General features: G+C 62.1%; 19 protein-coding genes. 1 reads left to right on the forward strand and 18 read right to left on the reverse strand.

Annotated elements, in window-relative coordinates; all coding sequences use genetic code 11:
- Window positions 1–327: 327 nt before the first annotated feature.
- From NRG74_RS18525 to NRG74_RS18575, 11 genes are all read right to left on the reverse strand, one after another.
- Entirely contained in the window at window positions 328–1,440 is a 1,113-nt protein-coding gene (locus NRG74_RS18525; RefSeq protein ID WP_017639358.1) for a polysaccharide biosynthesis/export family protein, read from the reverse strand.
- Between the two features lie 285 nt (window positions 1,441–1,725).
- Window positions 1,726–2,760: a glycoside hydrolase family 5 protein gene (locus tag NRG74_RS18530; protein WP_017639359.1), complete on the reverse strand. Its 1,035-nt coding sequence runs from the start codon at window positions 2,758–2,760 to the stop codon at window positions 1,726–1,728.
- A gap of 57 nt (window positions 2,761–2,817) precedes the next feature.
- Window positions 2,818–4,089, reverse strand: a complete 1,272-nt coding sequence (locus NRG74_RS18535; RefSeq protein ID WP_068384637.1) for a flippase — start codon at window positions 4,087–4,089, stop codon at window positions 2,818–2,820.
- A gap of 55 nt (window positions 4,090–4,144) precedes the next feature.
- A complete protein-coding gene (locus tag NRG74_RS18540; RefSeq protein ID WP_160922058.1) occupies window positions 4,145–5,422 on the reverse strand; it encodes a hypothetical protein in 1,278 nt (425 codons plus the stop codon).
- An 85-nt stretch (window positions 5,423–5,507) separates the two neighbouring features.
- Window positions 5,508–6,248: a WecB/TagA/CpsF family glycosyltransferase gene (locus tag NRG74_RS18545; RefSeq protein WP_017639362.1), complete on the reverse strand. Its 741-nt coding sequence runs from the start codon at window positions 6,246–6,248 to the stop codon at window positions 5,508–5,510.
- Window positions 6,241–7,116, reverse strand: a complete 876-nt coding sequence (locus tag NRG74_RS18550) for a glycosyltransferase family 2 protein (RefSeq protein ID WP_017639363.1) — start codon at window positions 7,114–7,116, stop codon at window positions 6,241–6,243. Before NRG74_RS18550 ends, NRG74_RS18545 begins: the two co-directional genes overlap by 8 nt.
- A 201-nt stretch (window positions 7,117–7,317) precedes the next feature.
- Window positions 7,318–9,534, reverse strand: coding sequence for a polysaccharide biosynthesis tyrosine autokinase (locus NRG74_RS18555; RefSeq protein WP_093253333.1), 2,217 nt, complete (start codon window positions 9,532–9,534; stop codon window positions 7,318–7,320).
- A 15-nt stretch (window positions 9,535–9,549) separates the two neighbouring features.
- Window positions 9,550–9,987 (reverse strand): low molecular weight protein-tyrosine-phosphatase, encoded by a 438-nt coding sequence (locus NRG74_RS18560; protein WP_017639365.1) that lies wholly within the window; start codon window positions 9,985–9,987, stop codon window positions 9,550–9,552.
- 156 nt (window positions 9,988–10,143) lie between these two features.
- Entirely contained in the window at window positions 10,144–11,553 is a 1,410-nt protein-coding gene (locus NRG74_RS18565; protein ID WP_017639366.1) for an undecaprenyl-phosphate glucose phosphotransferase, read from the reverse strand.
- Window positions 11,554–12,023: 470 nt separating this feature from the next.
- A complete protein-coding gene (locus tag NRG74_RS18570) occupies window positions 12,024–12,236 on the reverse strand; it encodes a hypothetical protein (RefSeq protein WP_017639367.1) in 213 nt (70 codons plus the stop codon).
- A gap of 138 nt (window positions 12,237–12,374) precedes the next feature.
- Window positions 12,375–13,583 carry a methyltransferase gene (locus NRG74_RS18575; RefSeq protein WP_173148617.1) on the reverse strand — a complete coding sequence of 403 codons (1,209 nt, stop codon included), beginning with the start codon at window positions 13,581–13,583 and terminating at the stop codon, window positions 12,375–12,377.
- A gap of 298 nt (window positions 13,584–13,881) precedes the next feature.
- Here NRG74_RS18575 and NRG74_RS18580 point away from each other — a divergent pair, with 298 nt between their 5' ends.
- Complete coding sequence (locus NRG74_RS18580; protein ID WP_017639369.1) at window positions 13,882–14,745, forward strand: isocitrate lyase/PEP mutase family protein; 864 nt, start codon at window positions 13,882–13,884, stop codon at window positions 14,743–14,745.
- 3 nt (window positions 14,746–14,748) lie between these two features.
- Here the strand turns inward: NRG74_RS18580 and NRG74_RS18585 are convergent, their stop codons facing one another.
- The 7 genes from NRG74_RS18585 to NRG74_RS18615 are packed head-to-tail and all read right to left on the reverse strand — an operon-like array spanning window position 14,749 to window position 22,526.
- On the reverse strand, window positions 14,749–15,948 hold the full coding sequence (locus tag NRG74_RS18585) for a glycosyltransferase family 4 protein (protein ID WP_257705020.1): 1,200 nt from the start codon (window positions 15,946–15,948) through the stop codon (window positions 14,749–14,751).
- Window positions 15,949–15,993: 45 nt separating this feature from the next.
- Entirely contained in the window at window positions 15,994–16,308 is a 315-nt protein-coding gene (locus tag NRG74_RS18590; protein WP_257705021.1) for a hypothetical protein, read from the reverse strand.
- A 37-nt stretch (window positions 16,309–16,345) separates the two neighbouring features.
- Window positions 16,346–17,434: a glycosyltransferase family 4 protein gene (locus NRG74_RS18595; RefSeq protein ID WP_257705022.1), complete on the reverse strand. Its 1,089-nt coding sequence runs from the start codon at window positions 17,432–17,434 to the stop codon at window positions 16,346–16,348.
- Window positions 17,435–17,464: 30 nt separating this feature from the next.
- On the reverse strand, window positions 17,465–18,712 hold the full coding sequence (locus NRG74_RS18600; RefSeq protein WP_257705023.1) for a glycosyltransferase family 4 protein: 1,248 nt from the start codon (window positions 18,710–18,712) through the stop codon (window positions 17,465–17,467).
- Window positions 18,709–19,707 (reverse strand): glycosyltransferase, encoded by a 999-nt coding sequence (locus tag NRG74_RS18605; RefSeq protein ID WP_017639374.1) that lies wholly within the window; start codon window positions 19,705–19,707, stop codon window positions 18,709–18,711. The genes NRG74_RS18600 and NRG74_RS18605 overlap by 4 nt, the downstream gene beginning before the upstream one ends.
- Window positions 19,708–19,742: 35 nt before the next feature.
- Window positions 19,743–20,273 (reverse strand): transcription/translation regulatory transformer protein RfaH, encoded by a 531-nt coding sequence (rfaH, locus tag NRG74_RS18610; RefSeq protein ID WP_017639375.1) that lies wholly within the window; start codon window positions 20,271–20,273, stop codon window positions 19,743–19,745.
- A 39-nt stretch (window positions 20,274–20,312) separates the two neighbouring features.
- A complete protein-coding gene (locus NRG74_RS18615; RefSeq protein ID WP_017639376.1) occupies window positions 20,313–22,526 on the reverse strand; it encodes a polysaccharide biosynthesis tyrosine autokinase in 2,214 nt (737 codons plus the stop codon).
- Window positions 22,527–22,571: the final 45 nt, after the last annotated feature.

Genomic DNA, 22,571 nt, shown 5'->3' on the forward strand with positions numbered 1-22,571 from the left:
CGCCACCCACCGAAGCGGGACCCTGCCCTTGTTGCCTTGCCTGACGCCACACCCAGTCCTTAAACGTACCCAACTTCGGTATCAGGTTAGCTACATTACGCAAAAGCGTGACGAAAAACTGCCCGTGCCAAGCCGAGCGGCAGCAATTACCAGGTTAATAGGTATCGAAATAATTGATGGCCGCCAGGCAAGCGCGTCTAGGCAGCGGCTTTCAAGTGTGGCGATGGGGAGAGGTGTAGCGCAGGAAGGCAGGAGGGGGTGTAGCCGAATGTCAGGAGAATTGCCGTCATGCGCGGCGGTAACCGGCATGACGGCAAGCGAGCGCTATTACTTGAAGCTGCTGTTCAGGCTGGCGCTGGAGGAGAGGACGTTGGTGGAGCCCAGCAGTTGGCTGACGAAGCGGTTCCAACGGGTGATACCGGCCGGGCCGACGAAGACCACGTCCTGCGGCTGCAGATGGAAATTCTGCGCCAGCACGTAGGCGGTGGGGTTCTTGGCCGCCAGGTGGAAGACCTGGGCGGTGGCACCCGGAGCCTTCAGGTCTTCCGGGCCACGGATGACGTAGACGGCATCGGCGTTGGCGGTTTCCTGCTGGATGCCACCGGCCTGGCTCAGGGCTTCCATCAGGTTCAGGTTGGTGATCTTGTAGCTGACCGCGGACGGCGTGCGGACTTCACCGACCACGTAGACCTTGCGGGCGTCGTTGTAGGGCAGGTGGATGCTGTCACCGTCCTTGAGGTAGATGCCGTACAGCTTGGAATCCTTGCGGTTCAGGCTGTCGGTATCCAGGCGGTATTCCTTGCCGTCGCGCACCAGGGTCACGCCGGTCAGGTCGGCACCACCGGTGTTGGCCACGCCAACCTGGCCCAGGGCTTCCACCAGGGTGATGGGCTTGGTGGTCAGGGGAATGGCGTCGCCCTTGTTCACGGCGCCGGAGATGGTGACCTTCTGGCTACCGAACTTCAGCACGCTGACGTCGACCTGGGGATTGTCGATGAAGGTGGCCAGACGACGGGAAATGTCGGTACGGATCTCTTCCAGGGTCTTGCCGGCGGCGCGCACGGTGCCGACGTAGGGATAGAAGAGGGTGCCATCCGGACGTACCAGGCGACCGTTGGCTTCCAGCTGCTGCTGGGCGCCGGACGGAGCGGTCAGTTCGGGGTGATCCCAGACGGTGATGTAGAGCAGGTCGCTCGCACCGACGCGGTAAGCCTGCGGCTTGTAGTCCAGCAGGGGCTTGAGGTCGGGAGCCTTGGTCAGGGCCGCGGAATCCTGACTCATCAGCAGCGAGCTGGTGATCGGGATCAGCTGGACCTTGGTACCCTGGATGCTTGGATCGCTCTTGAGGTCGTCCTGGTCCAGGTACTGACCCGGGGAGTAGGCACAACCCTGCAGGACGATGCCAGACAGCAAGGCCAGAGCGGTAAATTTGGTTTTCATGTCATTCGTCCTTGATTGCTGATTGAGTGTGAGCAAGAGGAATAAATCGGAAGGTAGAAGCAACGAGCCGGTTATTCATGGTGTTCCTTCGCGAGACGAGGCACTTCTCGACAGTGGACCGGTTTCCATGCGGCTAGCCTGCCCAGCGTGCGAGAGAACTCGAGGTCTCAGCTTTTAGTTGTACGAGCACCTGAGTCTGCTGGTCTAGGACTGGCCTTTAGCCATCGAGTTCAGCGACCCCGGAGCGGAAAAAGGTGACGCCGTTCGAAATCTGTCACATCTCCCTCAACGAGGTCCTATGACCTGGCAGTCATGCCGGTTCAGGTGTTTTTCCAGCAGCGCCGTCTGGGGCTTTTCCACGCCGTTCTTCGGTTCGATGGCCAGGGGATAGTCGCCCCAGCCCGGACCGGCCGCCCAATAGGCGCTAGGTACGCACTGCTCGCCCAGATAGCTCAGCAGATTGTCCATGGCTTCCAGCCACTGTGGGTGTGCAGGTATCCCATATTCGCCAATGAAGCCGCGCAAATTGTGCTTTTTCAGCCACTCGATGAAGGGCCGGGTTCTTTCCACGCCGATCATGGGATGGACACCCTTGGTGCCGGAGGCATAGTTGCCGCTGGAGTCCTCGTCGAAGTAGATGTGGGCTTCGTAGATCAGGTTGTCCGCCGGATCCTTGATCAGCAGATCGCCGTTCGCCTGGGGCCAGCGCTGGGCGCTGGACCAGCTGTCACCGGCGATGAAGATCGGCGTCTTCATGTCGACGCTGCGGATGCTGTCCACCGCCGTCTGCGCGGCCTGAGGCCAGAGGCCTTGGGTGTCATGGGGTTCGTTCATGACGTCGTAGCCGTACAGCGCCGGATGCTTCTGGAAGGTGGTGGCCAGGCGCTTCCAGGCATCGGCATAGCTGGCATAGGGCACCTGCGGCGAGCCGATCAGCTGACCGCGATAGCGCGCGTAGTTGTGCATGTCCAGGATCACCCGGATGCCGTACTTGTCGGCGAAATCCAGAGTGCGCTGCAGCAGGGCGACCTGGGCCTGGTCCAGCTCACCGCCCAGCTGGGGCTGCACCCGTTCCCAGAGGAAGGGGAAGCGGATGAAGCGGAAGCCCTTGGCCGCGTAGCGGCGGAAGTAATCCTCGGTGGGATAGAAGTAGTTGGTGCCTTCCACGCCCGGCAGGACCTGACCCGCGAAGCCGGCGGCCGACATGTTGATGCCGATCAGATCCACCTTGGCTGTCGCCGGCGCTGCCTGCGCCTGGCCATAAAGCGCCGCGGACAGTAATACGGTGGCCAGCAGGCCACCACCGATACGACGTTTCACTCGTGACACGGACAGCACCTCTCGTGTATTGCGGACGTTCGTCTAAGCAGAGCGCCCTCAGGGACTCTGCTGATAGACGGGTGTGGGTTGCAGCGGCGGCGTGCGCCGAGCGAAGTATTCCAGCGCCAGGTAGTCCACGGTTACCCGGATGGTCCAGGCAATGGCGGCGCCCATGATGGAAAAATGCTGGATGCACACCACCAGCAGGCCCAGATAGGGCAACAGCTCGGCGAGATGGATCATCGCGGTGGTCCGCGAATGGCCCCGGGCCTGAATCTTGGCGAAGGGAATCTGCGCCAGGGCGTTGAAGATGAAGCCTACCACCAGAATACGCAGGATCTGCGCGGCATCGCCGCCGTACTCCGGACCCATCCACACCGTCATGATCCAGGGCGCCAGCACCAGGATCGGCAACACCATCGCCAGGCTGATCAGCAGCAGACCCCAGAACGCCTTGTTGGCCTGGCGCGCGGCGTCTTCGCCGCTCTTGCTCAGGAGTGGGAACACCACCCGGGCCACGGCATTGGGGATGATCAGCATCCGCGACACGGCCTCGGCAGGAGCGGTGTAGAAGGACACCCGGCTGGCGCCGACCATGTGCGACAGCACGAAGCGGTCGAAATAGACCATCAGCGGACTGATGATGTTGCTCACCGTCATCCAGCTGCCGAATTTCAGCAGTTCCTTGAACACCTCGACCTTGAAGGTGCGGATGCCTTCCGGGAAGTCCTTGTGCAGCGGCCAGTAGGCCAGCGCCATGGACACCACCCGGGCCAGCACCAGGCCGATCACGGTGGCGGAAAAGCTCGGTTCGATCAGCACCGCGATCAGCGGCGCGATCGCCAGCAGACTGTTGGAGAAGGTCCGCAGGATGTTGAATTCCCCAAAGCGCTCGTTGCCCTCCAGGTAGGCGAACCAGACCGTCGCCAGCAGGAAGGGCGGTACGCACAGGCTCAGCCAGCGAAAGCCGGCCACGGCATTGTCGAAATGCTCGGGCGAGACGTGCAGCAGACTCACCACCTTGCCCGCGCCGAACCAAAGCAGCAGCGTCGCCAGCAGACTCAGACCGATGACGGCGCCGGTGGCCGTGCCCATGACCAGTCGATTGAGCCCCTTGTCGCCGTGGTGCATGGCGACGGCGCGGATCACCGCACGCGACAGGCCGGCATCGAACAGGGTGGCATAGCCGACGATGGCGAAGGCCAGGGTGAACAGGCCGAACTGCTCGACACCGAGCAGACGCGACAGCACGCCCATGGTGGGCAGCGCGATGGCACTGGGAATGACGACACCCAGGATGTTCCAGGTGCTGTTTTTGATCATCGACATCGTGGGGGTGAAAACTCCTTGGGGCCGCCCGGCGGACGCCGGGCGGCACGAGGGATCAGACCGAACGAGCCAGCTGGCTGCTCGGACGCGGGTAGGGGCTGCTGACGTAGGTCTCCTGGACAGGTGCGGAGCTGTAGTGATGCAGGGCGCGTAGCGCCTGGATCACCATCAGGTAGCAGATGGTGGCCTGGAGATACTCGAAGAAACCGGCCAGCGGCCAGATCACCAGCTGGGCCAGGGTGGCGGTCACCACGAAACCGGTATCGGGGTGCAGCATCTTCGCCCAGCGATAGTAGAGGAACAGCGACACCGGGATGATGATGAAGGCCAGGAAGCCAAAGCGGAACACGGTGCCGAACACGCCTACGTCGGACAGGAAGAAATACTCGCCGAAGTAGGGAATGAAGCCGTTGTTCCACATCAGCGACAGCGAGCCGCTGGGCAGCCAGTGGTTCTGGCTGAGGTGGGAGAAGATGTAACCGATGGTCTGCTCGCGCACGCCATCGGTGGGGCCGTCTTCCACCGACTGAGCGTAGAAGTCCAGATTCAGCCCCAGCACCTTCATCAGGTCCGGGAAGATGAAGAAGGGCGACAGCAGCAGGGCGGAGACGCAGATCCAGACGATCGACTTGCTCTTCAGGCAGAACACGGTGAAGCAGAGTGCCAGCACGATGAGCTGCCGGGTCTGGGTGCCGAACACCAGGGTCAGCAGGAAGAACATGGCCAGCACGATGTGCACGGTCTTGCTGCGCGCCGAGCCGTCGATCGGCGAGATGCCCTTGTTCCAGGTCTGGATACAGTAGAAGTAGGCCAGGCACAGGGCCGGAGCGCCGATGGAAGAACGGTCCGGACGGTCGAAGGAGGACTGCTTGTCACGCAGATCCGGCAGCGCGCCGAACTTGAACATCCAGGCCATGACCGCTGCCAGCAGCGCCGTGATCAGCAGGGCTTTCTCGAATTGCGAGGCGCTCATGTTGCGCCCGAGGAACATCAGGGTGGCGAAACCGAAGCTGAACAGGATCCGCCGCTCTTCGATCAGGCCGTAGAAGATCGGCTGACCGTAGAACAGAAAGGAAAAGATCGCCGGCAACCCGATGAAAACCGCCGACGAATAGACGGCGTAGGTCATCAGGATCTTGAATTCGCGCTGCTGGGTGCCAATGCTGGTCAGCAGGTAGAAGAAGGTGAAGGCCATGCAGATGGCCAGATACAACTCGTTCAGATAGAGGATGCCGACCGGGTTGTGCGGGCTTTCGCCGAACACGTCCAGGTGCAGGATCAGCAACGGGATCAGGAGAACGAAGGAAACGGTACTTTTACGGAGAATGCTCATAGACCTACCCATCCAGACGGGACCACCGGACTGCTTGTCCGGTGGTCATCTTCCTTGCGGCTGAGAATGCTGCGGGGGCAGCGCCTCAGGTGCGTCGACTGCTGCGTTCCTTGAGATAGATGGGCAGGATGCTCAGGGCATCGTGCACGTAACGCTTGGCCAGCCGCTTGGGCTCCGAACACATCCGGTGCAGCCATTCCAGCTTGGCCTTCTGCATCCAGCGCGGGGCACGCTTGACGGTGCCGACGGCGAACAGGATGGAGGCGCCAATGCACAGGCCGACGCCGGTACGCTTGCTGCTGTCGATCTGCCGTGCGAGCTTTTCCTGGCGCGGCGCGCCGACGGCATAGAGGATGAACTCGGAAGGGTTCTGCATCACGAAGTCGACGCATTTCTGCGTCTCCAGCGGATCGTTGATGAAACCCATCGGCGGGTTGTAGTGCGCCAGCTGGATGTGCGGATACATCCGGCGCAGCTTGCCCACGTCATTCTCGCTCGAACCGATCAGCACCACCGACAGGCGCTCGTCGTTGGCCTTGCGCAGAATGCTCAGGGTGAGATCGCTGCCGGTGATGACCTCGGGCACGGCGACGCCCAGCGACTTGAGGATGGGCATCAGGATCCGGCTGTCGCAGATGCGTTTGCCGGCGCGCTGATAGGACTCGCGCATGTCCGGATTGCTCTGCAGCTGCACGACATGGTCGATGTTCGGTGTGACGATGTAGCTGTAGGGACGATGGATGTCCTGGCTGATCGAGCTCATCAGCTCGTCCTTGGTACCGGTGAAGAAGTCGATACCGAAGGCTTGGTTGCTTAGGTTAGACATGCATCGTCGCTCCCTTGAAGGCACCCTTGACGCCGGACCAGGCCAATTTCGGATTCTTGAATTCCTTGAGCACGGTGATGCCGGACAGGAGCACGGCGGACACCAACGCATAGGGAGTGCCATGGAATTTACGATTGAAGCGGGTCGCCGCACGATTACGGAAGTAGTGATAGAAGGCGCTGCGACCGCCCGAGCTCATGGAGCCGTAGTGATAGAGCTGGCTCTCGCGTGAGACCTTGAGCACGACGCCCTTGCGTTTGGCCTGGTGCTGCCAGTCCACTTCCTCGGAATACATGAAGTAGGCTTCGTCCATGAAGCCGATCTCGGTCAGCAGGCTGGCGCAGAAGGCCATGCTGCAACCCATGATGTAATCGGGTTCACGGTCCAGCTGGGAAATCTCGCTGACGTCGATGTCCTTGCCCAGCAGCTTGGACTTGCCCAGCAGTGGATAGAGGATGCCGCCGCCATAGCATTCCAGGCGCCCGGTCTGGGAGCTCAGGATCACCGAGCCGACGATGGTCTTGGGCGCGCGCTGCAGCTCGGCCAGCAGCGGGGCGAAGGCATCGTCCTTGACGTAGGCGTCGTTGTTGACGACCCAGAAATGCTTGACCGCCAGATTGTCCAGCGCCCAGCGCATGCCGTAGTTGTTGCCGCCGGCATAGCCGTCGTTGCGCGGGCTGGCGAGCACGGTGACCTGGCTCAGGGCGTTGTCGGCCTGCCAGCGTTGCAGGACGTCGATGGAGCCGTCCTGGGAATCGTTGTCCACCACCACCGCGTGATCGATGGACGGGCAGTGCTTGAGGATGCTCTCCACGCAACTGATGGTTTCGTTGGGGGCCTTGTAGTTGAGCACCATGACTACGTTCATTGGCGTGTTCCTATTCTTCAGAATCATCAATCCGGTACAGCGTCGAGATGCAAGGCTGCCAAGCGTGGCCGGGTTCAGGAGGAAACCCTTCGAAATCGCTGTGTGAGGTAGTTTCTTGTTCGATGCGCCTGTACGAATACTGCCGCGATCCCTGAAGGGATCGGCTGGACGGCGATCAGGCCGTCCAGCCGGGGTAGTGCATCAGCTCTTGGCGTTCTGCTCGTAGGAGTAGTGGTAATTGCCATAGGAGCCGTAGTTACTGGCCTTGCGCTCCACGGCGTTGAAGATCACGCCCTTGAGCGGAATGCCGTTGAGGTCGAAGCGGCGCTTGGTCGCCTCAAGCTCCTTGACACTGTTCACGCCGAAACGTGCGACGATCAGGCTGGTACCGGCGTGACTGCCGATGATGCCGGCCTCGGTCACCGCCAGGATCGGCGGGGTGTCGATGATCACGATGTCGTACAGCTCGCTGAATTTCTTCAGCACGGTGGTGAAGCGGAGGCTCATCAACAGTTCCGACGGATTCGGCGGGAACTGGCCGCAGGAGACGAAATCCAGGCTGCCGACTTCGGTCTTCTTGATGGCATCGTTCAGGGCGATACGACCACTGAGCAGATCGGACAGACCGTCCTGCTGCTTGGTGTTCATCAGCTTGTGCAGATAGCCCTTGCGCATGTCGCCGTCGATCAGCAGCACGCGTTGGCCGGACTCGGCGATCACCGCGGCCAGGTTCGAGGACACGAAGGACTTGCCGACGCCCGGGCTGGGACCGGAGATCATCAGGATGTTGTTCTTGGCCTCGATCATGGCGAAGTGCAGGCTGGTACGCAGGCTGCGCAGCGCCTCGGTGCTCAGATCGGTCGGGTGGGTGAGAGCGGTCAGCGAGGATTCGCCCGGCTGCTTGGTGCCCAGTACCTTGGTGGTGTCCGCCTGGTTCTTGCTGTAGGGGATCGAGGCGTAGACCGGCAGACCGATCTGCTCGATGGCTTCCGGCGTCTCGACACCGCGACGCAGGGTGTGACGGGTGTAGACGATGGCCAGGCCGACGATGCCGCCCAGGATGATGGCGACGGCGATGATCAGCGGCTTGTTGGGGGCGGACGGGTCATCGACGTTGGCGTTGGCGTTGTCGATGATGCGCACGCTACCCACGGTACCGGCGCGAATGACTTCCAGCTCCTGAGCCTTGTTCAGCATCAGCGCATAGGTCTGGCCGGTCACTTCGATGTCGCGGTTCAGGCGCAGCAGTTCCTGCTGGGTTTCCGGCAGTACTTCGACGCGCTTCTGCAGCTTGGCCCGCTCAGCTTGCAGCTGACCCAGCTGGCTCATCAGCGCCTGGTAGGCCGGGTGCTGACGAGTGAACTTGCGATCCATCTCGGTGCGCTTGAGGTTCAGCTCGGAGATCTGGTTGTCCAGCGCAACGGTCTGCTCCAGGACGCCCTTGGTCTCGCTGTCGATATCGACCGACTTCTTGTTGGTCTGGTAGTAGTTCAGCGCGGACTGGGCCTTTTCCAGATCGGATTTCACGACCGGGATCTGGGCGCGCAGGAATTCCAGGCTCTGGGTGGACTCGGCGGCGTTGCGATCGATGTTCTGCTGAACATAGATGTCCGCGACTTCCTGGACGATGGCCTGGGCCTTCAGCGGATCCGGATCCTGCAGGCCGACACCGATGATGCCCGACATCTTGCCGCGCTCACCGGCGACGATGCGACCCTGGTATTCCTGGATGGTCTTGGAGAAACGCTTCTTCATGATGGTGAATTCGGTGCCCGGGCGAGCCTGCAGCGTGGCGACCTTGATCTGGTAGCCCGCATTGCTCACCGGCTGGCCGAGGCCACCGTGCAGCACCACTTCGTCATCGGCATTGAAGACGGTGAAATTCTGGTTGTCCTCGACTTTCAGCTTCATCGGCTTGTCGAGGTTGCTGTCAGGCACTTCCAGCTGGTCGAGGACCAGTTTCTCACCGCCCCAGGCAAAGCTGTTCAGACCCAGCAGGGGCGAGGCCACGTCGGTCTCATTCTGCGGCTCGAAACGACGCGCGACGAAGTTGCCAATCAGCGGGAAATAGCGCGGCTTGACCTCGATATCCAGCTTGAGGTTCTCGATCGCCTTGCCGATCACGGAGCGCGACTTGAGCAGCTCGATCTCGGTCACCGCCTCGGGCATGGGCGGCGGCATGCCGCTGGTCTGATCGGTCAGTCGGGTAACGCCCTTCTTCTCCATTTCGATCTGGATCATGGCGTTGGACGAATACATGGGCGTGGCCAGGATGGCGTAGCCAATACCGAGCGCGGCGAAAATACCGATTACCGACAGGAGTTGCCATTTGTAATCGATCAACATACCGAAGAGTGCGGAAAAGTTGATATCCGACTCATTCTTAACTTCGGGAGTAAAGCGAGGCATCGTGGTCATGAAATTCCTTCTTCCCTATTTGATGTATGGAAGCCAACTGTTTACACAGCGCGTCAAAAGTATGTGGACATTTTGAAACATCTCTTTAGAAAGGCGATAAGGGTCTGGTACTTCTTGATTGCTCAACCATTTCCCGATCAGAAAAACCTTACCCCTGACTTCAGGAGCAATACTTTCGACGGAGCGTGAGTGAAACTCTTCCATGGTCAAAATCAAATCCGCCTTGCGCAGCATCTCTGCATCCGCTTGGCGAGCTTGGTGGGTGGTGAAATCTATGCCGTTTTGCCGTAGTACCTCTTGTGCGTTCTTCTCGATGCCATGGCCAACCAGTGCCCTGATGCCAGCGGAACCGACCTGGACGTCACGGCCTTCCAGCGCCTTGGCCAGTAGTGCTTCTGCGACCGGGCTGCGGCAGATGTTCCCTTCGCATACAACCAATATCGACTTGATCATTCTTCAAAACCTTCCTGTTGTCCGGACAACAGGTATCGACGGCAGATAGCCAGCGATGCCTGTCTCCAGGGATCGCTTGCTGCCGATGTAATTAGGGTCGGGAGTCCAGGCTCCAGATCGTCGTGCTGAGGGGCGGGCCAATGGCCCCGGCCGGTCTCAGTATGCGTTCTTATTGATGAAGCCTTTGAACAGCGTGAGGAAGATGATCTTGACGTCCCACCAGAAAGACCAGTGGTGGATATAGTCCAGATCGAACTCGACCCGCTTCTGCATCTTGTCCAGGGTATCGGTCTCGCCGCGCCAGCCATTGACCTGAGCCCAACCGGTAATACCGGGCTTCATCTTGTGGCGGAGCATGTAGCCCTGCACCAGCTTGCGGTATTGCTCGTTGTGAGCGACGGCATGGGGTCGGGGACCGACGATGGACATTTCGCCGCGGAGTACATTAATGAATTGAGGCAATTCATCGAGAGACGTACGTCGTAAAAATGCACCAAACGGGGTGATGCGGGTGTCATTCTTGGTCGCCTGGGTGACCTTGGCGCCATTTTCCATGACCTTCATGCTGCGGAATTTCCACACTTCGATCGGCTTGCCATCCATGCCGTAGCGCTTCTGCTTGAAGAAGATCGGACCGGGCGAGGTGATCTTGATGCCGATGGCGATGGCCAGCATGGGCAGGGAGATCATGGCCAGGATGATGGAAGACAACACGATGTCCTCGATCCGCTTGACGATGTGGCTGGCGCCATCCATCGGGGTATCGAAGATGCTGATGCTGGGCAGGCCATCGAGGCTTTCGCTGCGGGCATGCAGCAGGTGGAACATGAAGATGTCCGGGATGATGTAGACGGACGCCGTGGTGTCGCTCAGCTCCTGGACCAGCCAATTGATCTTGCTCTGATCGGCCATGCCGAGCGTGATGTAGACCTTGTCGACCTGGCCGGAGCGGACGTCCTGCATGAGCCGGTCGAGACCGCCATTCAGCACTGGGCTGGGCACGCCTTCTTCACCGGTGTCCTGGTTGTCGCTGTAGAACCCGGCGATGCGCAGGCCCATCCAGGGCGCGGTGCTGATGGTGTGCGCCAGGCGCTGGGCGACCATGCCGTTGCCGGCGATGGCAACGTTGCGGGTGTTGATGCCGGCCTTACGCAGGGAGTGCATGATCGAGCGCAGCAGCACGCGATAGCCGCACAGCGTACCCAGCGTCAGGCCCAGCCAGCCCTGCATCACGCCAGGCGAGAGGTAGGACTGGTCGAAGAAGAAGTAATCGACCATGAACACGGTCGCGAAGGTCAGCACCCAGTAGGTGGCGATCTTGAGCAGTTCATCGGTGATGCGTTCACCGCGCCAGGAACCATAGACGTGGTTCAGCTCGGTGAGGAAATGGAAGATCAGCAAGGACAGGAAGATGACGACCCAATGCTCGGGACGCATGCCGGTTTCCGACGCCCAGGTACCTGCCACGTAGGCGCTCAGCGTGATCACGGCGAGGTCGAGCAGGCGGTGTGCGAGCGAGATTGCCGAGGAATTCGTATGCAAAATGCCGCGTTCTTTCAAATTCATGGTTCCATCCTTGTGCGTATACCGTGCACGAACTTTCAACTGGGCGAGGCAGCTACCAGCGTCTGAAATGTTCACTATGGCGCTCTAGGACCGATGACTGGCCACCGATCGCTAAATGCCATGATGGCTGTAGCGACGTTAGGACTCGGCACTGATTAAGAGGTTCACACGGTAGAAAGGCGGGGAGGCGCTGTCGAGCAAGCCCAAATCAGGGCAAATAGCACGCCAGACGAGGTGCGGCAGGAGAGGGGATGTAAAGAAGGAGGGAGTGCGTCACAGTGCGGGCGGACGGCCGGCACACTTCTCTCGTCGCAGGGTGCGATGAGCGGTTTGTCCGGGCAGCAGAAGGGAGGAAAACGTTCCGTCGGACTTTAATGCGGGATACGGGATTTGTGCGCTGCTTCACCAAACAATGAGACAGCCAGACCCGTCAGGTTGGGTGTAGGCCAGTCCCTGGCCTGGAGCACGCCTCAATGGCGATGATGGGACTGAAAGCTCAAGGGGGAATTGACGGGGAGGGTGGAGATCTTGGAATGCCAGGCTGAATTCCTTGCGTTGTCGTGCGAGAACAGCAAGAAGGACCAGCTGACGAGGAGGGAGGCCACCGCAAGCCAGGGCAGCTGGGCTTGGGCGAAGACGAGGCAACCGGCAACGCCGGTCCAAACGGGCAGGTAGTAGCGCATTTTTGTTATTCCTGCTTTTTTTGCGAGATTGCAATCTAACTATTGTGCAGACTTTGTGAGAAGTCCATCACCAAAAGGTATTTTTTACATTTCGTCGCGCAGATTCCGACAAACGTGCAGGATAGAGCGGCTGTGAGCCTAGGCCGAGTGGGGTTTTTCCGCCGTCAGCAGCAGGTTGCGCGGTGTCAGGTGGGCTGGACAGAAGGTCCCCAGCGTCACTCTGTAACCTTGCTCCTGTAGGAACAGCGCCTGATCCAATACCAGCCAGAGCTCCAGGGGGCGGCGGAACAGGCCGCGCAACAGCTCGAGATTACGAACTTCCGCCAGCCGCTGGAAGCCTCGCCTTTCCCAGAGCGGCCAGTCGATTCCGTTCGGCAGCAGCAGATCCTTGCGTCTTGCCAGCTCTTCACCGAAGGCGGCGAAGGGCTGGCGCAGCCAGTGGCTGGGCAGTGGCGGCGTATTGAGATAGACATCGTGCCCCGTGACCTCGCGTTGCAGCAGATCGAAGCCCAGCCGTCGCGCCATGGACAGGTCTCTATCCCGGCGTACCCGTTGCCCGCCGGTGATGGTTTCACAGAGGGCCAGACGCAGGGCTTCCCGGTCCAGCCGCAGTGCCGAGGCCTTCGCCGGCGCGGACAAGGGGCCATACACTTCGGCGGAGATGCGGTCATAGCAACAGGGCGCCAGGGCCAGTTGCTGACAGCCGCGCGCTGCCGTCACCCTGAGCAGCTGGGTGTGCAGGTCGCCGCAGGCATGCAGGGCGACGGGTGTGTCGCGGCTGCCAAGCTGGTCGCCTGCCAGCCTTTGGAGCACATCGGCCTGATAATGGTGCACGGAGGCCCGGGCCCGGTGGCTGAGCCTTGCGCCTTCCGCGACGAGAGCCGCATCGACCTCCAGGCAGACCGCTGGTGCACCCTGATAGGTCAGGTGCCTGGCGAGATGGCCCTTGCCCGCGCACCAATCGACCCAGCGCCGCACCGGTCGCTGGAAGTCCAGCTTGCGGCTGAAGGCCTCGATCTGCAGCCACTTGCGCCCCGGTACGTCGACGTCTTGCCTGCCGGACAGATTGCGGCCAGGAGCGTCTTGGTATTCGGGGACCTGAGTGAGCGCCAGCGAGGTCTTGGCCAGGGAGTGGAAGGGTTCAGGTGCAGCCAGGAGCTGAGGGGTATTATGGGCCGCCTCCGCCGCTTCCAGGCTGCGGGCGCGCAACCAATCGGCCAGTTCCGGGCAGCTCGACTCCCAGGGCAGCTCACGTTCGACGAAGGGTCTGGGCCGCCACAGGTGCTGATGCCGAGTCAGGAAAAGATCCAGGGCGGTGAAGCGGTCTAGAAAATCGGCAGCAAGCATGATGGCATTGGGCAATGACGGGATTGGCAGAAAGGCTGAGCCTGGCCACTATTGTCACTTTGCCCGGGCATGCTTGGGTATCGAAATCTCCAGCGTCTGGCCAAGCGGCGGGTTACCCGGGCTGATCCGTTCTCCGCGAGTTTCGACCTGTGGCTTGCGGCGCCTGAGCGGCGAGGCCGAACGGCGACCGTGGGTCAGTTGGATGAATCGATTTATCTCAAAGCCGGACATCTGGTCGTGTGACCACTACTTGTCGCGCTAACATTGTCTGTTCGGTTTATCCCAGAAGGAAAATTCTATGAAGCCAACCTCCCCGCACAAGCTGCGCTTAGCGTTCAGAGCCCTGCTGAAATCGGACAGCTGCTACCACACGGCGTCCGTCTTCGATCCCATGTCGGCGCGCATCGCCAACGACCTCGGTTTCGAAATGGGCATCCTCGGCGGGTCGGTGGCTTCCCTGCAGGTGCTCGCCGCTCCGGACTTCGCCCTGATCACCCTGAGCGAATTCGTCGAACAGGCCACGCGCATCGGCCGGGTCGCCCGGCTGCCCATCATCGCCGACGCCGATCACGGCTACGGCAATGCCCTGAACGTCATGCGTACCATCACCGAGCTCGAGCGCGCCGGGGTGGCTGCCCTGACCATCGAGGACACCGTGCTACCGGCCGGCTATGGCCGCAAGTCCACCGACCTGGTGAGCGTCGAAGAAGGCATCGGCAAGATCAAGGGCGCGCTGGAAGCCCGTATCGACGAAGCCCTGAGCATCTTTGCCCGCACCAACGCCACCGAACTGAGCACCGCAGAGGTCATCTCCCGTACCAAGGCCTATGAGGCGGCGGGCGCGGACGGCATCTGCATGGTCGGGATTCGTGACTTCGATCATCTGGAAGAGATCACCCAGCACTTGAGCGTGCCGGTGATGCTGGTGACCTACGGCAATCCCCAGCTGCGCGACAACGCCCGTCTGGCCAAGGCCGGGGTGCGGGTGGTGGTGAATGGTCATGCCGCCTACTTCGCGGCGATCAAGGCGACCTACGATTGCCTGAGAGAGCAGCGCGACATCACCGCGTCCGACCTGTCCGCGTCCGAGCTGTCCACCAAGTACTCGACACTGCAGGAGTATCGAGTCTGGGCGCGGGAATTCATGGACGTGAAGGAGTAACGATCAGGCGGTGCTCAGCGAACTCGGCTGCAGACCCTTGCTGGGAAAGGGCGTGACGATCTCCAGATCCAGGTCGGCGGGCAGATGCAGCGCGGCAACCCGGGCTTCGACGAAGGCACGCATTTCCTGACGGAAACGCTTGGTGGCGAAGCGCTCGGCATTCTGCCGGCACGCCTGCTGGCTGATCGGCGTTTCCAGGGCTTCGAACTGGCGCACGGCGGCGCACAGCGAGGCGACGCTCTGCTCCGGATAGAAGACGCCGGTGGGATGGGGCGCATCCAGGCCGCGTACGGTTTCCAGCACGCCACCCCGGCCATAGGCGATGACGGGGGTCCCGCAGGCCTGGGCTTCGATGGGGGTGATGCCGAAGTCTTCCTCGGCGGCGAAGACGAAGGCCCGCGCTCGGCGCATGTGGTCGAGCAGGCAGTCGAAGTCCTGGTAACCCAGCAGGGTGACGTTGGGACCGGCGACCTCCTTGGCCTTCTCGAATTCGGGGCCGGCGCCGATCACCATCAGTTTCTTGTCGGGCATCGAGCTGAAGGCTTCGACGATCATGGGCATGCGCTTGTAGGGCACCATGCGCGAGGCCGTCAGGTAGAAGTCGTCCTTGCCGCCGCTGGGCGTGAAGCGACTGATGTCGACCGGCGGATAGATGACCTTGGCTTCGCGGCGATAGGCCTTGCTGATGCGCCGGGCGATGAAGTGGGAGTTGGCGACGAAGGCATCCACGCCGGCGGCGGTGCGCTGATCCCAGATGCGCACATAGTGCAGGATGACGCGTGCCAGCTTGCCCTTCAGGCCGCGATCGAGCCCGGCTTCCTTGAGGTACTGGTGCTGCAGGTCCCAGGCGTAGCGGATGGGCGAGTGGACATAGCTGATGTGCAGCTGGTCCGGACCGGTCAGGACGCCCTTGGCCACCGCATGGCTGCTGGAGATGATCAGGTCGTAGCCGGACAGGTCGAGTTGCTCGATAGCGTGCGGCATCAGCGGCAGATAGGTCTGATAGCGCTTCTTGGCCTGCGGCAGGCGCTGGATGAAGGTGGTCGTCGCCTGCTTGCCCTGCAGCTGCGCCCGATCTTCGTCCGAAAGGAAGTCGATCACGCTGAACAGGTCCGCCTCCGGCCAGATATCGAGGAGTTCAGCAAGCACGCGTTCGGCGCCAGCAAAGGTTACCAACCAATCGTGAACGATGGCGATTTTCATGTCGTCTTCCTTAAGCGTGAAATGAAATCAAGTGCTGGTGCTGAATCATGGAGTGCGGGTCTTTCTGGTCACTGCATATCCCCAGGGCAGCCGGGTGATCTCGATGTCGTCCGAAGCGCTGTCGAGTTCGTGCAACTTGATGGTTGGGCTTTTTGCAAAGACGGCGTCTGTTGCAGGCGTTTCGAAACATTCAGCGCTCTCTGGGCGCTCCGCGGTCTCTGCCGCGGTGTCGTCCGAGCTGCTGCGCAGAAGGTGGCAATCAGCGACCTGAAGGACGCGCCCGGACACGTTCGATTCGTCGAGTGTCAGGGGTACAGAGGAACGGCGCTGGCCAGCCATGGCTTTGCTTGTCTCTTCCATGAGTTCTTGATCGCTGAATTGTTGTTGTGGGGTCGTTTCAGGCGGCCCTGGCCGCGGACTTCGTGGTGGTCGCCAGGGCGCTGTCCAGCAGGTCGGAGACCTTTCTCGCGGAGGTCTGCCAGTTGAAGCGCTGGATGTTGGCCAGGCCCTTGGCGCGGAGCGCCTCCCTGAGCGGTGCGTCCTGCAGGATGGTGCGCATCGCCTGGGTGATGCTGGCCGTCTCGTAGGGGTCGAAATAGAGGACGCTGTCCTGCAGCACTTCCGGCATGGAGGCGGTATTGGCCGAGATCACCGGGCAGCCGCAGGCCTGGGCTTCCAGGGGCGGGATGCCGAACCCCTCGTAGAGCGACGGAAAGACGAAGGCGGTGGCCTGGCGATACTGGCGCGCCAGTTCGGCATCGTCGATGCGGCCGAGCAGCTTGACCCGCGAATCCCGGGCGGCCAGGGTCGCCAGGTCGCTCTGGCCGAACACGGCGTGGCTGTCGCCGACGATGCGCAATTCGACCTTGAGGTCCCGCGGCAGGGCGGCGAAGGCTTCCAGCATCCGTGAGAAGTTCTTGTGGTAGCTGGGCGAGGACACCGCCAGCAGATAGGGGGTGTCGACGCTGTCGATCCGCGGCGCCAGGGTGAAGGCGTCGGCCACGGCGTTGGGCACGACAGTGATCGAGTCGCTCGGGTAGCGATAGAAGCGCGAGATCTCGTCGCGGGAGAATTCACTCACGGTGATCAGGGCGTTCGAGCGCTTGAGCAGCATGGGAATCAGGCAGCGGTACGAGGTGCGGAATTTCCACGAGTAACTCTCGGGAAAGCGCACGTAGTTGATGTCGTGGTGGGTGGCGATCTGGTTGCTGTAGAGCAGCGGCGCCGTGCTGCACAGTGACAGCAGTAGCGGACTGCCCTGGCTCTTCAGCCAGTTCGGCAGGTCCCATTGCTCCCAGCGCTGGCCCTGGCGGGTGCCGATGACTTCGATGCCCAGCCGTTTGGCCACCTCGGGCCTGACGGCGCCGGGCGGCGCGACGAAGCGCAGGTCGGATCTCAGCTTCGCCAGCTCCAGCGAGATGCATTCCGCGAAGCGCTGGACGCCGCGAAGATCCTGGGTGATGAAGCGGGAATTGACGATGATCATGATTCTGCCCGTTGCCGTGACCTGGGTGGATCAGTTGGAAAGCTGTGTGTGAGGGACGTGAAGCTGCTTGGTGGCGCCGTGCTGCGCCTTGCCCAGCACGTCCTCGAAGAGCGCCTGGTACTGGTCGAGCATGGTGTCCATGCTCAGCAGATCGATCACCGCGGTGCGGCTCAGCAGACTCAGCCGCTGGCGCAGCTCGGCATCGTCATGCAGGCATTGCAGGGCGCGGCCCAGGGAGTCGCGGTCGTCGGCGTTGCAGAGCAGGCCGTTGACACCATCCCGGACGATCTCCGGCAGGCCGCCCATGCGGGTGGCGATGACCGGCTTCTGGAAGGCGCAGGCCTCGACGGCGACCATGCCGAAGGGCTCGGCCCACAGCGACGGCGCCACGAAGACGTCGATGTTCCGGTAGAAGTCCTCGGGCTTCTGATAGCCGACGAAGCTGACCTTGTGCGGATCGGCCATGGCCTTGAGCTGGGTTTCGTAGTCCAGCTGGCCCTTGCCGGCGATGGTCAGGGTCGCGTTGAGCGACAGCCGCTGGAACTGCTCGATCAACCAGCCCACCCCCTTGTTTTCCGACAGGGTGCCCATGTAGCCGAAGCGGACGACACCGTCCGGATTGGGGGTCGCTGTCTCGGCATTGCTACCGGCGATCAGGCTGGCGTTGTGGATCACCTGGCGCGGCACGCCGCCGAAGTAGCCCTTGTTGACGATGGTGTCCAGCAGATAGCGGCTGACGCCGACGACGGCATCCACCTTGGCGGACTGCTCGGCGTGGGGCCGGCGCAGGGCGGCGCAGCTGCCACAGAGTTTCTGGCAGCTCTGGCCCTTCTTGAACAGGGTGTTCTTCGGGCACAGCAGATACATGTCGTGCAGCACCTGCACGATGGGGACGCCGCTGGCGCGGATCTCGTCCCAGGCCGCTACCGACCAGCCGGACAGGTTGTGGCATACCACCAGATCCGGCTTTTCCCGTTGCAGGACCTGGCGCAGGGGGGGCCGCATCGCGCTGTTGTACTGGTCGCGAAAGTGCCAGCCGAAGCGCGCCAGCGGACCGGGGCGCTGCTGGGTCAGGGGCCAGTAGAAGTTCTTCAGCCTGGCGCGATAGACGCGGACGTCGTTCACCGTCTCCTCATGCACACCCTGCTCGGGACCGGTCACCAGCACGGCGACGTCGTGGCCACGCTGCTGGAAGCCTTCCACGCTGCGTTGCAGGATGAGCTCCGCACCACCGCCCACATGGGGCGGATAGAAGCTGTTGAGAAAGAGCAGTTTCATAGCGGATAGCTGCGGTTTATCCCCAGCGCGCCGGTTTCGCCGTCCTGGACCGCCTGCCGGATCAGCGCCAGGCGCTGGCGACTCTTGTCATCACGGGCGAACCACTTGAGCAGGGTGTGGAAGACGTAGCGGTTGAGGTTGTACATCGGCCGCGAGCTGGCCCAGACGTTCTTGTCGAACCAGGCCTGGTTGCGCGCGGCGTAGTAGGCGCGGAAGTCCGAGCCGGCCTGCAGGTAGTTCTGGTAGACGTTGCTGGTGCCTTCCTTGATGTTCCAGGAGTGCTCCAGCTCTTCGAGTTCCGCCTCGGTGACCATGAACAGCTTTCCGCCGGCCTGGGTGATGCGGTAGGTGTACTCGGTGTCGTCGGAATAGAGCACCAGCTCGCGCAGGGGCAGGCCGATGCGCTCATAGAGGCTGCGGTGGGCGAGCATGCCGCCATAGGGGGCGAAGGGCAGCTCGACCAGGGCTTCCGGCTGGCCACCGCGCGGACGGCCCCAGGGCAGGCGGCGCCAGATCTTGTAGGGAATGCGCGCCACGTGGAAGCCGAAGTAGCTCGAACGCGGCTGGGTGATCATCTTGGTCGGGATGCACTGGGCGATGTCGGCCTGCTGGGTCGGCCGATAGCCGAGCACGGCGACCTTGTCGCGGCCATGGACGGCGCCGAGTTCGTCGAGGCGGCGGTGCAGCACGTCGAGGGCATCGCCCAGGGGGGCGTTGTCGTCGTCCATCATCCAGATATGGGTGGTGTCGCTGGCCAGAGCGGCTTCCAGGGCCACGGCGTAACCGTTGGCGGAGCCGGTGTTCTCGCTCAGGGCGATCACCTTGACCTGACCGGGCCAGCGGGTTTCGAGGCTATCCAGCGATACCGTCGCCGCATTGCTCACCACGACGACCTGGTGGATGGTGCGTTCGGCCAGGGCGCGGGTGACCAGCTGCTCCAGATAGCCGAGGCGATTGCCGTAGGTGACGGTCACGACCGTGGTCTTGCATTGCATGAATAGACTCCTCCAAAGGGTCTTACAGTTCTTGGTCAGGCGCGCAGCCGTTGGTTGACGGGAGCCGCTGCCGACAATTGATCAAGAGCGACGCTGACCCGTTGTTCGCGTTGCAGGATGCGCAGCAGGATGATGGCCCGCTCGTTGCCATCGGCACTCAGGAACACCGCGTCCATTTCCAGCTCCTGGCTGTACTGCACCCGCACGGTCGCGCCGGGCTGGTGGGCGGGCGCAGGTTCCGCCAGGGCGGCGAGTCGCTGGCGGATGTCGTCGATGATGCCTTCGCTCACCGCCGTCGGCTGGGTGCCGAAGCTGACGATCCGATTGACGCCGCGCGTCGAGCGGATGGGGTACCAGTTGTCGTTCACGTCATTGAGCTGAATGAACAGATACCCCGGGAACAGCGACTCGCTGCCAACCGCACGACTTCTGCCGGACGCCTTGCGCTCGCGCTGGGGCCGGAAGCAGACATAGCCCTGTCTGCTCAGGTTTTCTTCGGCCCTGGCTTCCTGATTGGGCTTGGTCTGCACCAGATACCAGTGACCGGTGGGAGGGGCGAGCGTCATGGGCGAGTTCCTTCTCTAGGGGCGATCTGTTGCGGCGTATCAGGTACGGGGGCCGTATTCGTAGTAGCCGTAGACGCCATCGTCTTCCATGGACGTCGAGGCCTTGCGCTGCACGCCGTTGAGGATGGCGCCCTTGATGGTGATGCCGTTCTGGGCGAAGCGCCGGCGGGAGTTCTCCACCGCCTTGAGGGTGCTCTGGCCGAAACGGGTGACCAGCAGCGTGGTGCCGGCGAGACGACCCACCAGGGCGGCATCGGTCACCGCCAGGATCGGCGGGGTATCGATGATCACCAGGTCATAAAGGCCGCCCACTTCGTCCAGCAGACGGGAGAAGTTGGCGTGCATCAGCAGCTCTGAGGGATTCGGCGCGGACTGACCACAGCTGATGATGTCCAGTTGGGCGATACCGCTCGGGACGATGGCTTCACGCAGCTTGCTGCGACCGGTCAGCAGCTCGGACAGGCCGGCTTGCGGCTGCAGGCCGAACACGCGGTGCAGATAGCCCTTGCGCATGTCGGCGTCGATCAGCAGCACGCGCTGACCCGACTGGGCGACCACCGCGGCGAGGTTGCTGGAGACGAAGGATTTGCCGACGCCCGGGGTCGGGCTGGAAATCATGATCACCCGGTTCTTGGCTTCCAGCATGGCGAAGTGCAGGCTGGATCTCAGGCTGCGCAGGGACTCCACCGCCAGGTTGGCCGGCTGCACCACGCTCAGCAGATTGGGTTCGCCGGTACGGGTCTTTTTCTTCAGGCGACGGTTCAGGCGCTCCTGGTCCTTGGTGAAGGGCAGGGTGGAATAGACCGGCAGGCCGATCTGCTCGACGGTGTCGGGATTCTCGATGCCCTTCTGGAAGGCCTGGCGGACAAAGACCACCACCACGGAGGTCACCAGACCCAGCAGCAGCGACAGGATCAGCGCGATCTTGCGGTTGGTGGCCGGCTCGTCGAGGTTGACGTCGGCGTTGTCGACCAGGCGCACGTTGCCGATGGTGCCGGCGCGGATGATGTCCTGTTCCTGGGCCTGGTTGAGCAGCAGCTGATAGGTCTGGTTGGTGACCTTCATGTCGCGATTCAGACGCAGCAGTTCCTGCTGGGTGCTGGGCAGGGCTTCCACCTTGCGCTGCAGGCTGCGCTTTTCCACTTCCAGCTGGGCGAGCTGGTTCAGCAGGGTCTTGTAGCTGGGGTGATCGCGGGTATAGAGGCGATCGTATTCGGCCTGCTTGAGCTTGAGCTGGGAGATGTTGGTGTCGAGGGTGACGATCTTGTCCAGGACCGCCTTGGTTTCCAGGCTGATGTCCACGGAGCGGCTGTTGGTCTGATAGCTGTTCAGGGCCGCTTCGGCGCTTTCCAGGTCCTTGCGCACCGCCGGCAGCTGGCCACGCAGGAAGTCCAGGCGCTGGGCCGCTTCGGCCGAGCTGCGCTCGACGTTCTGCAGCACGTACAGGCGGCTGATCTCGGACAGCACGCTCTTGGCCAGGTCGGGATTCTCGTCCGCCAGGGACAGATAGATGATGCCCGATTCCTTGCCCGCTTCGCTGGTCTTGATGCGGTTCTGATAGAGCTGTGCGGTGGTGATGACGCGGTTGCGGGTCACCTTGAATTCGGTGCCGGGGCGCGCGGTCAGGGTCTTGATCTGCATGCGGTAGCCGTTACCGCTGGCCATCTGGCCGACCTGGCCATCCAGCAGCGGCTGCTTGTCCTTGTCCAGCAGGCGATAGCGACCGTTGCTGCCGGCGACCACCGTCAGGGTCTCGCCGTACATGTCGTCTGGGACATCGAACTGGAAGACGTCGATCTTTTCGCCGCCCCAGGCGAAGCCGCGCAGTTGCGGCCAGCTGTCCGCCAGCTGACCCGGCTTGTCGGCTTCGTAGGTGCGCCACAGGTAGTGACCGATCAGCGGGAAGAAGCGTGGCTTGGCCTCGATGTCCAGGCGCAGGTTCTCCACGGTCTTGGCCAGCACCGCGCGGGATTTCAGCAGCTCGATCTCGGCCACGGCCGGCGAGGCCGAGTTGGGGCGCACCACGGTCTCGGCGACCGCCGTGAGCGCATTCTTCTTGGGTTCGATCTGGATCATCGCCCCGGCGATGTACTGCGGGGTGGACAGCACGGCATAGGTGATGCCCACGGCGAGAAAGCCCGCGGTGATGCCCGCGATCAGCTTCTTGTGATCAAGAAGCGTGAGGGCCATCGTCTTGAGGTCCAGGTGTTGTTCTTCGTGTTGTTCGAACGAAGAGCGCTGCATGACGGTCATTGGGGTCCCTTCCTTTTAGCTGGATACAGCGCAGCCGGAAAACTG

Origin of the sequence: Pseudomonas oryzihabitans, assembly GCF_024652905.1 — a bacterium.
GTDB classification, from domain to species: Bacteria; Pseudomonadota; Gammaproteobacteria; order Pseudomonadales; family Pseudomonadaceae; genus Chryseomonas; species Chryseomonas benzopyrenica.

Excerpts from the sequence above, each read along its gene's own strand:
- NRG74_RS18600 (WP_257705023.1), bottom strand. The coding sequence starts at position 18,712 with ATGAAACTGCTCTTTCTCAACAGCTTCTATCCGCCCCATGTGGGCGGT.
- NRG74_RS18545 (WP_017639362.1), bottom strand. The coding sequence starts at position 6,248 with ATGTCTAACCTAAGCAACCAAGCCTTCGGTATCGACTTCTTCACCGGT.
- rfaH (WP_017639375.1), bottom strand. The coding sequence starts at position 20,273 with ATGACGCTCGCCCCTCCCACCGGTCACTGGTATCTGGTGCAGACCAAG.
- NRG74_RS18565 (WP_017639366.1), bottom strand. The coding sequence starts at position 11,553 with ATGAATTTGAAAGAACGCGGCATTTTGCATACGAATTCCTCGGCAATC.
- NRG74_RS18615 (WP_017639376.1), bottom strand. The coding sequence starts at position 22,526 with ATGACCGTCATGCAGCGCTCTTCGTTCGAACAACACGAAGAACAACAC.
- NRG74_RS18575 (WP_173148617.1), bottom strand. The coding sequence starts at position 13,583 with ATGCTTGCTGCCGATTTTCTAGACCGCTTCACCGCCCTGGATCTTTTC.
- NRG74_RS18570 (WP_017639367.1), bottom strand. The coding sequence starts at position 12,236 with ATGCGCTACTACCTGCCCGTTTGGACCGGCGTTGCCGGTTGCCTCGTC.
- NRG74_RS18550 (WP_017639363.1), bottom strand. The coding sequence starts at position 7,116 with ATGAACGTAGTCATGGTGCTCAACTACAAGGCCCCCAACGAAACCATC.
- NRG74_RS18585 (WP_257705020.1), bottom strand. The coding sequence starts at position 15,948 with ATGAAAATCGCCATCGTTCACGATTGGTTGGTAACCTTTGCTGGCGCC.
- NRG74_RS18580 (WP_017639369.1), top strand. The coding sequence starts at position 13,882 with ATGAAGCCAACCTCCCCGCACAAGCTGCGCTTAGCGTTCAGAGCCCTG.
- NRG74_RS18525 (WP_017639358.1), bottom strand. The coding sequence starts at position 1,440 with ATGAAAACCAAATTTACCGCTCTGGCCTTGCTGTCTGGCATCGTCCTG.
- NRG74_RS18595 (WP_257705022.1), bottom strand. The coding sequence starts at position 17,434 with ATGATCATCGTCAATTCCCGCTTCATCACCCAGGATCTTCGCGGCGTC.
- NRG74_RS18535 (WP_068384637.1), bottom strand. The coding sequence starts at position 4,089 with ATGTCGATGATCAAAAACAGCACCTGGAACATCCTGGGTGTCGTCATT.
- NRG74_RS18540 (WP_160922058.1), bottom strand. The coding sequence starts at position 5,422 with ATGAGCATTCTCCGTAAAAGTACCGTTTCCTTCGTTCTCCTGATCCCG.
- NRG74_RS18590 (WP_257705021.1), bottom strand. The coding sequence starts at position 16,308 with ATGGAAGAGACAAGCAAAGCCATGGCTGGCCAGCGCCGTTCCTCTGTA.
- NRG74_RS18560 (WP_017639365.1), bottom strand. The coding sequence starts at position 9,987 with ATGATCAAGTCGATATTGGTTGTATGCGAAGGGAACATCTGCCGCAGC.
- NRG74_RS18555 (WP_093253333.1), bottom strand. The coding sequence starts at position 9,534 with ATGACCACGATGCCTCGCTTTACTCCCGAAGTTAAGAATGAGTCGGAT.
- NRG74_RS18605 (WP_017639374.1), bottom strand. The coding sequence starts at position 19,707 with ATGCAATGCAAGACCACGGTCGTGACCGTCACCTACGGCAATCGCCTC.